Source organism: Streptomyces sp. NPDC059917 (assembly GCF_042730635.1).
GTDB lineage: Bacteria > Actinomycetota > Actinomycetes > Streptomycetales > Streptomycetaceae > Streptomyces.
Genome location: NZ_JBHWLC010000003.1, coordinates 87,329 through 101,218, shown reverse-complemented (window position 1 = coordinate 101,218; position 13,890 = coordinate 87,329). Strand labels below are relative to the sequence as shown.

Below are 13,890 nucleotides of genomic sequence, written 5' to 3'. Positions count from 1 at the left end.
GCGCCGGGGTGAGGAAGGCGGCCATGTGCTCCTGGTCGTCGTAGCCGACCACGGAGAGATCGCCGGGGACGGCGATGCCGAGCCGGGGGGGGGGCGGGCCGGGGCCCCCCGCGCCGCCCGCCCCCTCGACCGTACTCCAGAAAAGCGGAATATCTGGTTCCCTCAGCCGGGCCTGTCGTCAACGTCCCACGTCAGACGGCACGCCCAGCGTCGGGCGCGGCCTAGAAGTAGACGTTCCAGGTGACGGTCGCCGAGGACGACCTGCCCGTGGCGTCGGTCACTGTCACGGTGCTGCTGCCGAAGCCCCAGGTGGTCGGGGCGCCGGTGATGAGGCCGGTCGAGGGGTTGACGCGCAGCCCCGCGGGCAGGCCGGTCGCCTTGAAGGCGTACGGCGCGCTCCCGCCGGTGGCCTGGAGGGCGAGGCTGACCTGCTTGCCGATGTAGGCGACCTGGTTGCCCGGGTTCCGCAGCACCGGACCGGTGCCGTTCGCCGGGGTGATCGTCCAGGTGAAGGAGGCGGAACCGGCCTTGCCCGCGCGGTCGGTGGCGGTCACCGTGACCTGGAAGGAACCCGCGGCGGTCGGGGTGCCGGTGACGGTCCCGGTGCTGGCGGCGATGGCCAGGCCGCCGGGCAGGCCGGAGGCGGTCCAGGTGTAGGGCGCGGTGCCGCCCTCCGCGGCGTTGCGCAACTCGACCGCGGCGCCGACGGCCCCGGACTGCGCGGACACGGCGGCCACGGTCACGCCGCCGGGCTGCGGGGTGGAGGTGACCAGGCTCGCGCCGAAGCGGCTCAGGGCCTCGTTCACGGGCTGGAAGATGGTGAACTTCTCGCCGGAGCCCGAGGTGCAGGTGGCGCTGCCGCCACCGGAATGCAGGCCGACCGCCTTGCCGCCGCTCGCGGTGACGTAGGAGCCGCCCGAATCGCCACCGGCGGAACAGGCGCTGGAGTAGGACAGGCCGTCGATGACCACGTTGCCGTAGTCGACGCTCTGGTCGACCTTGGTGACCTCGCCGCACCGCATCCCGGTGGTCTGGCCGGAGCGGCATATCGCGGTCCCGACCACGGCGTCCGCGGAGCCCGTGAGGGTCACGTCGCCCTGCCCGTACCCCGACACGGTGGGGACCACGTTCCAGCCGGGCTGGTCCACGTCGACGATCCCCATGTCCCCCTCACGGGCGTTGACGCTGCCCGTGCCGTTCCGATTGGACGTGCCGACCCGGGTGCCGTCCTTGCCGTACGCGGCCTGGTCGGCGTCGTTGGTGCAGTGACCCGCGGTCAGGAAGGCCTTGGCGCCGCCGCTGGTGCGGGTCACGGGGAAGCCGATGGAGCAGGGGCTCTCCGTACCGGGGACCCACTTCTCGCCGCCGACGACGTCCGCCTGCTGACGCGGGTGCTCGGCGCTCTCGGCGATCCGGACGATCGGCCCCAGGGCGGCCACCCGGGTCAGGAAGGCGGCGGTGGAGGCATCGCCCGCCGACCGGTCCACGGTGACGGTGATGCGGTTGTCCCGCGCGTCCGGGCCCCAGGAGAGCACGCCCGGCACGCCGGAGCCCACGGTACGGGTCACCGCGCGGGCGGCGGCGTCCAGTTCGGCGCGCCCGTAGCGCACCTGCCGGGCCACGGCTCCGGCCGCGCGCACGGTCGCCGCGTCCGCGGCGTCGGTGACGGCGGCGTTCAGCAGCCCCGTGGCCGGGTCGAACCACAGCCCGGCGACCCGGTCGCCGACCCGTCCCCGCACCAGCGTGGCGGCCCGCGCGGCGGCGGCCTCGTCCGAGACGCGGGCGCGCACCTCGTCGGCGGAGAGGTGGAGGTCGCGCTGCATCGACCGCAGCACCAGGGGCGATACGGAGGCGGCGGGAGAGGGTTCGGGTGCGGTCCGATCGGCGGGGCTCGCGCCGGCGGGCAGGACCCCCAGTCCGCCGAGGACGACGGCCGCGACGGCCGTCGTGACGGCGGCCCGCAGGGGCCCGGTGGGCAGAGTGCGCATGACGATCCCTTCGTGGGGGGCGTGCCGGTGCGATCGCCCGGCACGGAGGCCGGACCCGCGGGGGGAGCCGCGGAGCCGAGACCTGGGGACGGTCAACACCATCCGCCGGAAGGTTCGTTGCGGGCATCGGAGGAATCCCTTGCGGTCCCGAGGGGGCCGGAGCCGCCCCGGCCCGTGGACTGCGGGCCAAGGGCCCCTGCGCGCCCGGGTGTCCGATGGCGGGGCGGCCGAGATCGGCCGGGCCGCCCAGGCGGCCTTCGACGCACCGTCCCGCACGCGCGGTTCAAGGACGAGGCGCACGCCGCCTTCGACCCGGTGCGCTCAGCACGGGTCGGGCAGGCCACCCCGCTCGGACAGGTGGAGGACGAGCGCGGCGATGTTCCAGGCGTCGTCCTCGCCCCGGTGGTGGCGGCCTTCCAGCGGCAGCCCGGCGATCTCCAGGGCCCGCGCCATACCGGGGCGTTTGCGCAGGGCGTGTGCCCCGGTGAAGGCCGCCTTGGCGTTGGTGTGGTGCCGGCCGAAGGGATAGGGCGTCCGGGTGGCCGCGCACTGCCGGGTGAACTGGTGGCGGTCGTAATCGCCCCAACTCGCCCACGGGCGGACCCCCGCGCGGTGCTCCTTCGCGAGCAGTCGACATGCCTCGGCGAAGCCGAGCCCCGCGTCGACCTCGTCCTGGGTGAGACCGGTCAACTCGGTGCAGAACGCGCTGACCCGGGACCGGACGGGCCGCACCAGGATCCGATGCCGGGCGAGCCGCTCCCCGGCGGCCAGGTCGACGACGGTCAGCCCGATCTCGATGATCTCGCTGACCGCGCCGGGCGGTGTGCCGCCGGCCCAACAAGTGGCCTCGACGTCCACGACGTTCAAGAGGCGCTCCGCCCCGGTGCTCCCCATGAGGGGAAGGGTAGGCAGGGGAGGCGGCCGGGGCACCTGGTTTTGTCCGTCGGGGCACCGGTCGGGGCACCAGGGGAAACCCTTGATCGCGGGCGGCCCGGTCGGGGGCGTTGTGGCGGGGGCGGGGGCGGCCTACCGTGCGCTGTCGGGAGGTTCGACGTGGGCGCAGACGTGGACGCGGAGGCGGGGGCGGGCTCCGGTCCGCCGGGTGCCGGGGACGTGGAGCGGGTCCTGCGGGAGCTCGGGCGCGGCGGCCGGGTAGCGGTCGCGGGGGCCTGGGGGGCGGGCCGGACCACCGTCCTCGACGGGGTCCTGCGCGCGCTGCCCGGGTCCGCCGACCGGAGCGCGCTGCGGATCACCACCGCGCGCGGCGACCAGGACCAGTCCTTCGGCGCGCTCGCGCAGTTGCTCTCCTCCCGCCCGGCGTCCGAACTCGCGAGCCTGGCTCCCCAGCAGGCCCGGCTGGTCGACCGGCTCCTGCACCGCGGGCCGGACGAGCGACCCCTGACGGACGGGGACCGCCTCCCCCTCCGGCTCGCGCTGACCGACCTGCTCGGCAGCCGCGACCACCTGCTCGCCGTGGACGGAGCCCAATGGCTCGACCCCGACAGCGCCGCCGCCCTCGGCTACGTCCTGCGGACCCTGCCCGCGCCCCGCCTGCGGGCCGTCGTGACCGAACGCACCCAGGGCCGGGCGCAGGCCGCCACCGACCTGCTCGGCGGACATCCGCCCCAGGTGGACCTCGCCCCGCTGGACGCCGAGGAGAGCGCCGCCCTGCTCACCGCGCACGGTCTGCCCACCCGGTGGGCCGCGGCGCTGCAACGGCACTGCGGAGGCCACCGGTTGCTGACCGCCCTGACCTGCCACGCCCTCGCCCGGCTCCCGTCGGCGCCCGGGCACTGCCCGCCCCTGGCGCCGCAGGCGGTCGCCGCCGCGGCGGCCTGGCTGCGAGAGACCCTCGACCCGAGGGCCCGCCGGACCCTCATGCTGGCCGCGCTGACCGTACGTCCCTCCGCGTCCCTGCTGCTCCGCGCCGGCTGCCCCGACGCCGAAGAACACCTCGCGCAGGCCGTCGAGGCCGGGGTGCTGCGCACCGGCCCCGGGGACGGCGTCCACTTCACCGCCACCGCGCTCGCCCGGGCCGCCGCCCGCGCGCAGGACCGGCGCGGGCGCTCCCGCGCGCACCGGACCCTCGCGCTGGCCGTGGACGACCCGGTGCACGAGGCCCGGCACCGCGCCCTGGCCCAGGACCGCCCCGACCAGGGCCTCGCCGAGGACACCGAACTCGCCGCGACCGTCGCGCGCGACGCGGGGGAGCGGGCACTGGCCGCCGAACTCTTCCTGCTCGCCGCCGAGATCACCCCGGTGGACCGGCCCGCTCCGCGGACCCGCAGACTCACCGCCTCGGCGCGGGAAGCCGCGGCCGCGGGAGCCACGGACCTCGCCCGGCAGGCGGCCGACGCCGTCATCGCCGCCCGGGCCGAGCCGGTCCACCAGGTCACCGCGCTGCTCGCGCTCGTCGACGCGCACGGCCAGGCGCTGACCGGCGTGGAGCCGCTGCTGGCCCGCTGCCGGGAGCTGGCCGCGGGCCACCCGGAGCTGCTGGCGGCCGTGGAGATCAGGGCGGCCATCGTCGCCAACATCGCGCACGGGGCCCCGGAACGGGCCCTGCGCGCCGCCGCGCGCGCCGCCGAACTGGCCCGCCGCGGCGGCCACCGCCCCCTGGAGGCGGCCGCCTTGACGATGCGGGCCCGCATGGAGCGCGTCCTCGGTACGGCCGACGCCCCCGACACCCTGGCCCGGGCCCTGGCCCTCGGGGTCCCCGCCCAGCAGTCGGGCATCCGCAACAGTGCCCAGTACCTCGCCGCCCGGCACGCCGTCTTCGACGACCGGCTGCACGAGGCGCGCAGCCGGTTGACCGCGCTCCTCGCGCTCGCGGAGCACGAGGGGGACGCCGAGGACCTTGTCGACGTCTGGCGCAGCCTCGCCGAGGTCGACACCCGCCTCGGCGCCTGCGGCCCCGCCCTCGCCTGGGCCGACCGGGCGGTGCGACTGTCCACCACCGCGGCGCTGTCGATGGGACCGGCCTGGTACACCGCCGCCCTGACGCAGAGCGCCGCCGGTTCGTTCGCGGCCGCGCTGCGCTCCGCCGCCTGCGGGGCCCGGGCCTCCCGGGAGGAGGGGGACGGGCTGTACGTCGCGCGCAACCTGTGGATCACGGGCGCGGTGCACCTGCACACCGGGGAGATCACGCGCGCCGCGGCGACCTTCCTCGCCCTCGCCGAAGCGGAGGAGAGCGGACCGCCGGCGGAGCCCAGCACCTTCCGGTGGCAGCCGGACGCGATCGAGGCCTTCACCCGCGCCGGTCGGCTGCCCCGCGCGCGGCAGTTGCTCGACCGGACCCGGGCCGCGCTGGGCGCGCCGGGCGCGGACTGCGGGACGGGCGCCGCCCTGACCCGGGCCCACGGGGTGCTCCTGGCCGGTGCCCCCGGTCGTACGGGCGCCGCCCCGGCCGCCGCCGGTGACGAGGCCACCGACTGCCTGCGCCGCGCCGCCGCCGGGTTCGAGCGGCTGGACCAGCCGCTCGAACGGGCCCGCACCCTGGTCGCCCTGGGCCGGGTCGAGCGCGCCCGACGCCGACAGGCGGCCGCCCGCAGCGCCTGGGAGGCGGCCCTCGACGTCTTCGAGGAGACCGGCGCCCGCCCCTGGCAGGAGATCACCCGGGAACTCCTCGACCGCGCGGCGGCCGCCCCGCACACGGGGTCCGGCTCCGGCCGCGCCGATCTGACCGAGTCGGAGGCGCGCCTCGCGGACCTCGTGCGGCGCGGCGCGTCCAACCAGGACGCGGCCCGGTACCTCTTCCTCTCCGTCAAGACGGTCGAGGGCATGCTCAGCCGGATCTACCGCAAGCTCGGCGTCCGCTCGCGCACCCAGCTCGCCGCCGCCCTGGCCGACCGCCCCTGACCCACGGGCCCCGGCGGCGGCGGTCGGGAGCGCGGGTGGCGGTGCCGACAACCGTCACCCGCGCACCCCCCCTTCGCGCCCGGCCGTCCCGTCGGATGGAGCGGGGCGGATCTTTCACTCGAAGGAGTTGCCCCCGGTGGGCTCCATCGACTGTCCGCCGATCCCCGGGGCCCCGCCGAGCTGCTCCCGCCACCACGACTCCACGTCGCGCTCGTCCATCTCGGCCCACGCGGGCGTGCGCTCCACCTGGGCCCGGCCGAGCCGCCGGGCCAGTGCGACCAGCTCCCGCCCCGCCGGGCCGCGGGCCTCCTCGTAGCCCTGCGACAGCCCCTCCCAGGAACCGGCCCCGCGCCAGGCGCTCTCGAAGGCACTCGCGTCCTGGAGGGCCTTCGCGGCCCCGCTGGTGTTGTGCGGCCGCACCACGGTGGCGGCGTCACCGCCCAGCAGCAGGCGCCCCGACGTGGTCCGCGGGGTCTCCAGGTCGTAGATGGGCTGTACGAAGGTGTCCTGCGGCTTCGTCAGGGAGAGCACGGCGGCCCAGTACGGCGGGAACTCCCGCGCCAGCAGCGCGGCCAGGTGGACGGCCATTTCCGGGCCGAGTCGGCCCGCCGGGAAGCTCGTCGGATCGCTCGCCGGATCGTCCAGGCGCAGCGCGCCGCGCGGCGGGGCGGCGTAGAGGACCCAGTTCACCCGGGGGCCGTCCGGCCCCGGGATGCGGTAGACCACGCAACTCCCGCCGGGGAAGCAGACGGTGGTGACCGCGTCGTCCCACCCCCCGGCCGAGGGGTCGAGGGCGGCGGCCCCGCGCGCGTCGAGGTTCCCGCGCCAGCAGACGTATCCCGCGTAACGGGGGCGTGATGCGGGGCAGACGGTCCGGCGCACGACCGAGCGGTAGCCGTCGGCGCCGACGGCCAGGTCGTAGCGCTCGACCGCGCCGGAGTCCAGGCGGACCTCGGCCCGGTCGCCGGAGCGGACCACCGCCGTGACCGCCTCCCCCTGGCGGTAGGCCACGGAGGCGGGCATCCCGTCGCGCAGCCCGCGCCACAGCAGACCCCAGTGGTAGGAGTGGAAGGGGAACGGCTGCTCCCAGATCACCCGCCCGCCCGCGTCGGCCCCGTCCCGGACCACCCACCGGCGCCGCACCAGCCGGTGCGCGGGGATCTCGGCGGGGAGCGCGCCGGTGGCCGACAGCTCGGCGGCCCGTTCGTCGTGGACGCAGAGCCCGAGCCCCCGGTCCTGGAGCCGCCCCAGGGTCCGCTCCAGCACCACCACCTCGCGCGCCCCGGCCCGCACGGCCGCCGCGGCGAAGGCACAGCCCGCGATGCTCCCGCCGATCACCGCGACCGAACCGCCACCTCGCATGTCCGCTCCCTCCAGGAGGTACGTCCGCCGGGCTGACCCTGCCCACCGGAGGGCGGACGCACGCGCGACGGCCGCCTCAGGCCTGCAGGATGCCCGTTCCCAGCAGGCCGAAGAGCAGGACGCCGACGGCGATCCGGTAGGCCACGAAGGCGTTGAAGGAGTGCTTGGCGACGAACCGCAGCAGCCAGGCGATCGAGGCGTAGGCGACCACGAAGGACACCAGCGTCCCCACGAGCAGCGGCACGGCGCCCACCCCGGCGCCGACCGCGTCCTTGAGCTCGTACAGTCCGGCGCCGGTCAGGGCGGGGATGCCGAGGAAGAAGGACAGGCGGGTGGCGGCGACCCGTTCGAGGTCCAGGATGAGCCCGGTGGACATGGTGGCGCCCGAGCGCGAGAAGCCGGGGAAGAGCAGCGCGAGGATCTGCGAGGACCCCACGAGCATCGCGTCCCTCAGCGAGGTGTCGTCCTCGCCGCGCTTGTGCCGTCCCATCCGGTCGGCGGCCCACATCAGGCCGCTGCCGACGATCAGGGAGCCGGCCACCACCCACAGCGAGGCGAGCGGTCCTTCGATCAGGGGCTTGGCGGCCAGTCCGACGACGACGATGGGGATCGTGGCGTAGATGACCCACCAGGCGAACTTGTAGTCGTGGTGGTAGCGCTCCTCCGGGTCGCGCAGGCCCCGTCCCCACGCGGAGACGATCCGCACGATGTCCTTGAAGAAGTACACGAGGACCGCCGCGATGGCCCCCACCTGGATCACGGCCGTGAACGCGACCACGCTCTTGTCGTCGACGGGGATCCCCATCAACCCCTCGGTGATCTTCAGATGGCCGGTCGAGGAGACCGGCAGGAATTCCGTCACCCCCTCGACCACGCCCAGAATCACGGCCTGACCGATGCTGATCGCGCTCACGTGCATCACCTTCGCGGTGTCGTCGAAGTGGCGTCGGCCCGGGCGGCCGCCGCAGGTGCGGTACGGGCCGTCCCGGTGGCCGTCCCCGTCGGCATAGATGGTGCCTGACCCGGACCCCGCCGCCGCGCGCCCCCGCCCCGGCGACCGACCCGCGCGCACCCGTCCCGGAGACGGTCCCACCGCGTGTCGCTCGCGCCCCCGCGGGCGGCGGGCCGGGCATGGTGGCCGGGCGGCGACCGCCGGACCGGCGGCGCCGGACAGCACGGACGAGGAGGACCCATGAAGGCCACCGACGTACTGGCCGACGCGTTCGGGCGCATCCGGGAGGTGGTGCACGAGAGCGTCGAGGGCCTCTCGGCCGACGAACTCGGCGCCCGCCTCGACCCGACGGCCAACTCGATCGCCTGGCTCGTGTGGCACCTGACGCGGGTCCAGGACGACCACGTGGCCGAGGTCGCGGAGCGGGAGCAGGTGTGGACCGCGCAGGGCTGGGCCGCACGGTTCGACCTGCCGCTGCCCGTCGAGGAGACCGGGTACGGTCACACCGCCCGCCAGGTCGGCTCCGTCCGGGTCGACTCGGACGCGCTGCTGCTGGGGTACTTCGACGCCGTGCACGAGCGGACCGTCGCCTTCCTGCACGGCCTCGCCGCCACCGACCTGGACCGGGTCGTCGACGAGCGCTGGGATCCGCCGGTCACCCTCGGAGCCCGCCTGGTCAGCGTCCTGGCCGACGACCTCCAGCACGCCGGACAGGCGGCCTTCGTCCGGGGCGCCCTGCGCCGCCGGTGACCGGGCGCGGCGGCCGGGGCGGGCGGCGCGTACGGTCCGACCCGCGGTGGGACGGGCCCGGGGCGCGCTGATAGAACTGCGCTCAGACACACGTTTCGTCGCCCCGCGCGACAGGAGAGGGAGTTCCCGATGGATGTACGGCACTTCGAGCGGATCACCGCGTTCATCGAGGAGCGCCTGACCCCGCTGTTCGCCGAGGAGACCGGCAGCGAGAACGGATTCGGGATGGACGACACCTCGCGGGCGCTGCGCGCGCTGCGCAACGCGGTGCTGGAGGCGTCCGCGGTCAAGGGGCTCCTGGAGAAGCGCCCGACCGCCGAACCGGCGGTGCGCCGGGTCATCGACCAGGCGGTCGAGCAGCACTGGGACGTCCTGCGCGGGGTGGCCCGCCAGTGGGAGGACCACCCCGACTTCGTGCGGGAGTTCAAGCGGCACGCGTGGGAACTCGACGCGGCCCCCGCCGCCGTGCCCGCTGGCTGAGCGCGTCAGTCGCCGCGGCCGGTGTCCGCGTCGGCGTCGTCCGCCGCCCTGTCGGCGTCGTCGAGCTGCTGCTGCATCCGCGCCCGCTGGGCGTCGTCGCCCGCGCCGGCGGACCGGTCCGCCGGCGAACATCCGGTGACCAGCAGCGCCGCCCCGGTGGCCAGGACGGCGAGTGCGACGGCGGCGCGGCGCGCCACGCTCACTTGGCGCCCTGCGCCGCGCACCAGGTGCTCACGGCCTTCAGGTCGCCCTGTCGCTTCTGCAGCGTGGGCAGCAGGGCCTTGCGCGCGGTGAGGCGGTCGCCCAGGTAGGTGTAGACCTCGGTGTGGCCGGCGGTCTTGGCGTTGGCGACGCGCTGCTCCAGGCGCGTGACCGACCCGGCCACGGTCGCGTCGCCGCCGAGGCGGGTGATCGCGGCGTCGACCCGGGCCCTGGTCTTCGGCAGGCGCTTGCAGATCTCCTTGGATCCGTCCCCCTTCGGCGCGGACTTGACGCCCTTGCCGTCCTTGCCCGAGCCCGAGGGCGACGAGTCGGCCTGCGCGGGAGCGACGGCGAGCAGGGCTCCGGCCAGGGCGAGGGCGCCGATCGCGGCGACGGTCGTGCGGTTCGCGGGCATGGTCGTGATCTCCTCAAGTGCGGACGGGCCGGCACCCGGACGGGCCGGCCGCGCCCGACGCTAGGGACCGTCCTTGTGGTTTCTTTGTGAGTCGGCCGGGCCCGCCGCCGGGGCGTCGCCCCGGGAGATCCAGTCGCGCCGCGCGGGCAGCGCCGGGAGGGCCCCGCCGTCGGCGGCGGCCAGCGGCAGCCGCACCTCGATCCGGGCGCCCGCCCCGCCCTCCGGGGTCCCGATCGTGACCGTGGCGCCGTGCAGCGCCGCCTGCTGGGCCACCAGGGTCAGCCCGAGTCCCGACCCGGGACTGCCGGGCCGGTGGTGGAAGCGCCGGAAGACGCTGTCGTGGTCCTGCGGCGGGATCCCGGGGCCCTCGTCGTCCACGGTGAGCACGGCGTACGGGCCCCGCGCGCGCAGCCGTACGCGGACCACCGGCGCCCGGTCCGGCCGGTGACCGTGGACCACCGCGTTGCCCAACAGGTTGGTCAGCAGGATCATCAGCCCGGCGTCCCAGCCGAAGACCCGCAGCTCGGCGGGGAGATCGGTGCTCGTGCGGGCCCGCGGATGACGCCGGGCGACCTCGGCGACCGCCGTGTCCACCAGCTCGGCGAGGTCCAGCGGGCCGAAGGCCGACGCCTCCACCAGATCGCCCCGGGCGAGCATCTGGAGGGCGGTGAGCAGTTCGAGCAGCCGGGCGTGATCGCCCTGCAGGTCCTTGACGACTTCGGCCCGTTCGGCGGGGGAGAGGTCGGGGTGCGCGGCGAGCACGTCCAGGTCGGTCCGCATGCTCATCAGCGGGGTGCGCAGTTCGTGCGAGGCGGCCGAGGAGAACGACCGGGCGGTGTCCAGCGCCTGCGCCGTCCGCGCCGCCTGCTCCTCGTAGCGGGCGAGCAACTGCCCGATGGCTGCGGACAGTTCGTCCACCTCGGCGATGTGGACGGGAGCGGTGGCGAAGGCGGCCGCACCGGCTCCCGGGTCCAGCGCCGCCGCGCGTCGGCTCAGCCGCCGCACCGAGGCGGTCGCGCGCCCGGCGAGGGCGCGGGCGAGCAGGCCGGAGACCGGGGCCGAGAGCAGGGCGACCAGCAGGACCCGCCCGCGGACCGCCGTCAGCTGCGGGTCGGCGGCCGAGGCGGGGGTGAACAGCCACAACGTCCCCGGCGCCGGTCCGGCCACCGCGACGGTCAGCACCCGCCAGGCGTGGCCCTTGGCCCGTACGGTGACGGGCCCGCCCGTTCCCGGCTCGGGCAGCCGGGCCGGGTCCGCGGGCCGCGGGCCGCCCTCCAGGACGTCGGCGCCGTCCGCGGAGCGCACCAGGATCCCGGCGTCGAGGACGGCGTCGAGCACCTTGCGGTGCTGGTTCTGCTCCACTTTGGGCCGCCCGCGCAGGTCGGCCGCGAGCAGGGTCCGTACGTCGGGCAGCGCGGCGGCGGCCAGGTCCTGGAGCCGGGTGTCCTGCTGGCGGTGCAGGTCCCGGCTGACCAGCCCCAGGACCAGCAGGCCCGCGCCGAGCACCAGCAACGGCACGACCACGGTCACCGAGAGCGCGATCCGGGTGGCCAGCTTCACGGGCCCTCCTCCCCGGGCACGCGCAGCACGAAGCCGACGCCGCGGACCGTGTGGATCAGGCGCGGGCGCCCGCCCTCCTCCAGCTTGCGGCGCAGATAGCTGACGAAGGTGTCGACGGCGTCCGTGCGCACCTCGAAGTCGTAGCCCCAGACCCGGTCCAGCAGCTGGTCCCGGGTGAGGACGATCCGGGCGTTGCGGACCAGCTGCACCAGCAGCTCGAACTCCCGCCGGGTGAGGTGGAGCTCGACGCCGTGATGGCGCACCTGGCGGGTCGCCTGGTCGATCACCAGCGGGCCCTCGCGCAGCACCTCCGAGGGGGTCTGCTGCGGTCGCCGCCGCAGGATGGCGCGCAGCCGCAGCACCAGCTCCTCCAGCGCGAAGGGTTTGACCAGGTAGTCGTCGGCTCCGGCCTGGAGGCCGGCGACCCGGTCCGCCAGCTCGTCGAGGGCCGAGAGCATCAGGACGGGCGTCGCGTCCCCCCGCTCCCGCAGCCGTCGGCAGACCTCCGTGCCGGTCAGGCCCGGCATGCACACGTCCAGCACCAGGACGTCCGGGGACCGCTCGGCGAACAGGTCGAGGGCGGCGCTCCCGTCCTCGGCGAGCAGCACGGTGAAGCCGCTCAGGCGCAGCCCCCGCTCCAGGGAACGGCGGATGGCGGCGTCGTCGTCCGCGACCAACACCACACCGGTCCGTACGTCCGCGTCCACGCCCGCCTCCTTCCGCCCGGGCCCCCTCCGGGACCGGCCCGAACCCTCTCACGGCATCCTGTGCGGCGGGCGGCCGGGGTGGCCGCCCGCCCGGACGCGTGCCGCTGCCCCCGGGGGGAGGTCCCCCGGGGGCAGCGGTCAGCGGGTGGAGCGGGGCGGGGTCAGGGCCGGACGAGGACGATCGAGTTGATCGGCGTGAGGTTCTTGTCGATGAAGTAGCCGGCGCCCAGGTAGCCCTCGCAGTTGACGCCGTTGTAACCGAGACAGGTGCGCGCGGTCGCGCCGCCGGTCTGGTTGTTGTAGACGTAGTGCTGGCCCTCCTGGTTGGAGAGGTTGTGGGCCCCGTAGCTGTAGAAGATGTTGTTGGGGTCCGGGTGGTCGTTGTTCCACCCCGCGTTCTGGGGGTAGATGCACACGGCTCCCGACGGGCAGCCGTGCGAGCTGGCGGTGGCCGAGGCCACCGCCGTCGGGGCGACCGAGGCGGCCAGGCCCAGGGCGAGGGTGCCGGACGCGGCCAGGAGGGCGAGCTTCTTGCGTGCGTTCACTGCGTGCTCCTCTGAATGACGAACTGTGGGTGCGGTGGATCCGGTCACTTGCAGGTCGGGACGCCGTCCAGCCAGGCCGGGCCCTGGATGTAGATGTTGGTGAGCCAGGCGTTGTAGTCGGGCAGGTACGACCAGGCGTCGTTGTGGTAACCCTCGGCGTCCACCCACTGGGCGTGCTTCTGGCAGCTGACGCGGATCCGGGTGGGTCCGGGGAACTTGACGGCCCGCGGGCTCGTCGTGGACGGCTCGGTGTGGGTCCACACGTCCGTGCCCCAGGTGGAGAAGTTGGTGCCCTGGCCCGGTGCGGCGGCGATCCGCACCGCCCCGTTGTAGTCCCCGCCCGGCGTCAGGTCGCTGACCATCACGCGGGTGCCGGACTGTTTGGCCTGGACCATCTTTCCGGCGCCGAGGTAGATGGCGATGTGGTGGATGCTGTTGTCGCCGCCCCAGGCCAGCAGGTCACCGGGGAGCAGCGCCCCGGTCCCCTGCGACGCGGGGATGCGCACGGAGACCCGCGGCGAGTGGTACTGGCTGTTGGCGTTGCCCGCCAGCGGGTCCTGTCCGGTCGCCTGGGCGTAGGCGTACCGCACCAGGCCCGAGCAGTCGAAGCCGATCCGCTCGGGATCGTGCTCGCTGGCCGGGTCGGTGGGGTCGACCTGACCGTAGGTGGCGCCCGGCTGCGGCCCGTGGCCGCCGCCCCAGGTGTACCAGACGCCGATCTGGGTGCAGGCCGCCCGGACCGCGGCCTCCGCCGCGGCCGAGGCCCCGGTCGCCAGGACCCCGCAGGCGGCTTCGGCCTGCGTGGGGCGGGCCGACACCGCCGACGGCGCGGCGGGCGCCGCCGCGGCGGGCGGAGCGATCGCCCCGACGGCGCATACCGCCAGGATCCCCGCGACGACCGCGGACCGTTTCGCTCTGGAAAGGATGCTGCGCATGCCGTTGTTCCCCCGTTTCGTGGTGCTGCCGCGAGTGCCGGGACCGAACGCGGTCACCGGCTGCGGTGCTCCGAGACTGGTCCGCGGCCGGGGTCTGTGTCGAGGAGCCACGCGTCGCCCGTAGGAGTGGGAAACGG

The 13,890-nt window shown here is 75.6% G+C and carries 13 protein-coding genes; 3 read left to right on the top strand and 10 right to left on the bottom strand.

Annotated features, from left to right (window positions below):
- Positions 1 to 221: 221 nt before the first annotated feature.
- Complete coding sequence (locus ACFWAR_RS02680) at positions 222 to 1,988, bottom strand: putative Ig domain-containing protein (protein ID WP_385772457.1); 1,767 nt, start codon at positions 1,986 to 1,988, stop codon at positions 222 to 224.
- A gap of 321 nt (positions 1,989 to 2,309) precedes the next feature.
- The gene (locus ACFWAR_RS02675) at positions 2,310 to 2,882 is read right to left on the bottom strand and encodes an exonuclease domain-containing protein (RefSeq protein WP_385772456.1); all 573 of its coding nucleotides are present in this window, start codon (positions 2,880 to 2,882) and stop codon (positions 2,310 to 2,312) included.
- A 159-nt stretch (positions 2,883 to 3,041) separates the two neighbouring features.
- Between ACFWAR_RS02675 and ACFWAR_RS02670 the strand changes: the two genes are divergently transcribed.
- The gene (locus ACFWAR_RS02670) at positions 3,042 to 5,846 is read left to right on the top strand and encodes a LuxR C-terminal-related transcriptional regulator (RefSeq protein WP_385772455.1); all 2,805 of its coding nucleotides are present in this window, start codon (positions 3,042 to 3,044) and stop codon (positions 5,844 to 5,846) included.
- Positions 5,847 to 5,960: 114 nt separating this feature from the next.
- On the opposite strand, the gene ACFWAR_RS02665 is transcribed toward ACFWAR_RS02670, so the two are convergent.
- Both ACFWAR_RS02665 and ACFWAR_RS02660 read right to left on the bottom strand, forming a co-directional pair.
- Positions 5,961 to 7,208, bottom strand: coding sequence for a monooxygenase (locus ACFWAR_RS02665; RefSeq protein WP_385772454.1), 1,248 nt, complete (start codon positions 7,206 to 7,208; stop codon positions 5,961 to 5,963).
- 76 nt (positions 7,209 to 7,284) lie between these two features.
- Complete coding sequence (locus tag ACFWAR_RS02660; protein ID WP_385772453.1) at positions 7,285 to 8,121, bottom strand: undecaprenyl-diphosphate phosphatase; 837 nt, start codon at positions 8,119 to 8,121, stop codon at positions 7,285 to 7,287.
- 279 nt (positions 8,122 to 8,400) lie between these two features.
- On the opposite strand from ACFWAR_RS02660, the gene ACFWAR_RS02655 reads away from it, so the two are divergent.
- Positions 8,401 to 8,910, top strand: coding sequence for a DUF664 domain-containing protein (locus tag ACFWAR_RS02655; RefSeq protein WP_385772452.1), 510 nt, complete (start codon positions 8,401 to 8,403; stop codon positions 8,908 to 8,910).
- A 129-nt stretch (positions 8,911 to 9,039) separates the two neighbouring features.
- Positions 9,040 to 9,390 (top strand): hypothetical protein, encoded by a 351-nt coding sequence (locus tag ACFWAR_RS02650; RefSeq protein ID WP_385772451.1) that lies wholly within the window; start codon positions 9,040 to 9,042, stop codon positions 9,388 to 9,390.
- Between the two features lie 5 nt (positions 9,391 to 9,395).
- Here the strand turns inward: ACFWAR_RS02650 and ACFWAR_RS02645 are convergent, their stop codons facing one another.
- From ACFWAR_RS02645 to ACFWAR_RS02620, 6 genes are all read right to left on the bottom strand, one after another.
- On the bottom strand, positions 9,396 to 9,593 hold the full coding sequence (locus ACFWAR_RS02645) for a hypothetical protein (protein ID WP_385772450.1): 198 nt from the start codon (positions 9,591 to 9,593) through the stop codon (positions 9,396 to 9,398).
- Positions 9,590 to 10,006 carry a hypothetical protein gene (locus ACFWAR_RS02640; RefSeq protein ID WP_385772449.1) on the bottom strand — a complete coding sequence of 139 codons (417 nt, stop codon included), beginning with the start codon at positions 10,004 to 10,006 and terminating at the stop codon, positions 9,590 to 9,592. Before ACFWAR_RS02640 ends, ACFWAR_RS02645 begins: the two co-directional genes overlap by 4 nt.
- Before the next feature lie 60 nt (positions 10,007 to 10,066).
- A complete protein-coding gene (locus ACFWAR_RS02635) occupies positions 10,067 to 11,566 on the bottom strand; it encodes a sensor histidine kinase (RefSeq protein WP_385772448.1) in 1,500 nt (499 codons plus the stop codon).
- Positions 11,563 to 12,273 carry a response regulator transcription factor gene (locus tag ACFWAR_RS02630; RefSeq protein WP_385772447.1) on the bottom strand — a complete coding sequence of 237 codons (711 nt, stop codon included), beginning with the start codon at positions 12,271 to 12,273 and terminating at the stop codon, positions 11,563 to 11,565. The genes ACFWAR_RS02635 and ACFWAR_RS02630 overlap by 4 nt, the downstream gene beginning before the upstream one ends.
- Before the next feature lie 161 nt (positions 12,274 to 12,434).
- Positions 12,435 to 12,818: a hypothetical protein gene (locus tag ACFWAR_RS02625; RefSeq protein ID WP_385772446.1), complete on the bottom strand. Its 384-nt coding sequence runs from the start codon at positions 12,816 to 12,818 to the stop codon at positions 12,435 to 12,437.
- Between the two features lie 44 nt (positions 12,819 to 12,862).
- Entirely contained in the window at positions 12,863 to 13,753 is an 891-nt protein-coding gene (locus tag ACFWAR_RS02620; protein ID WP_385772445.1) for a C40 family peptidase, read from the bottom strand.
- Positions 13,754 to 13,890: the final 137 nt, after the last annotated feature.

What these genes read in the sequence shown, in the direction of transcription:
- ACFWAR_RS02680 (WP_385772457.1), bottom strand. Translation starts at nt 1,988, where the DNA reads ATGCGCACTCTGCCCACCGGGCCCCTGCGGGCCGCCGTCACGACGGCC.
- ACFWAR_RS02675 (WP_385772456.1), bottom strand. Translation starts at nt 2,882, where the DNA reads ATGGGGAGCACCGGGGCGGAGCGCCTCTTGAACGTCGTGGACGTCGAG.
- ACFWAR_RS02665 (WP_385772454.1), bottom strand. Translation starts at nt 7,208, where the DNA reads ATGCGAGGTGGCGGTTCGGTCGCGGTGATCGGCGGGAGCATCGCGGGC.
- ACFWAR_RS02655 (WP_385772452.1), top strand. Translation starts at nt 8,401, where the DNA reads ATGAAGGCCACCGACGTACTGGCCGACGCGTTCGGGCGCATCCGGGAG.
- ACFWAR_RS02650 (WP_385772451.1), top strand. Translation starts at nt 9,040, where the DNA reads ATGGATGTACGGCACTTCGAGCGGATCACCGCGTTCATCGAGGAGCGC.
- ACFWAR_RS02640 (WP_385772449.1), bottom strand. Translation starts at nt 10,006, where the DNA reads ATGCCCGCGAACCGCACGACCGTCGCCGCGATCGGCGCCCTCGCCCTG.
- ACFWAR_RS02620 (WP_385772445.1), bottom strand. Translation starts at nt 13,753, where the DNA reads ATGCGCAGCATCCTTTCCAGAGCGAAACGGTCCGCGGTCGTCGCGGGG.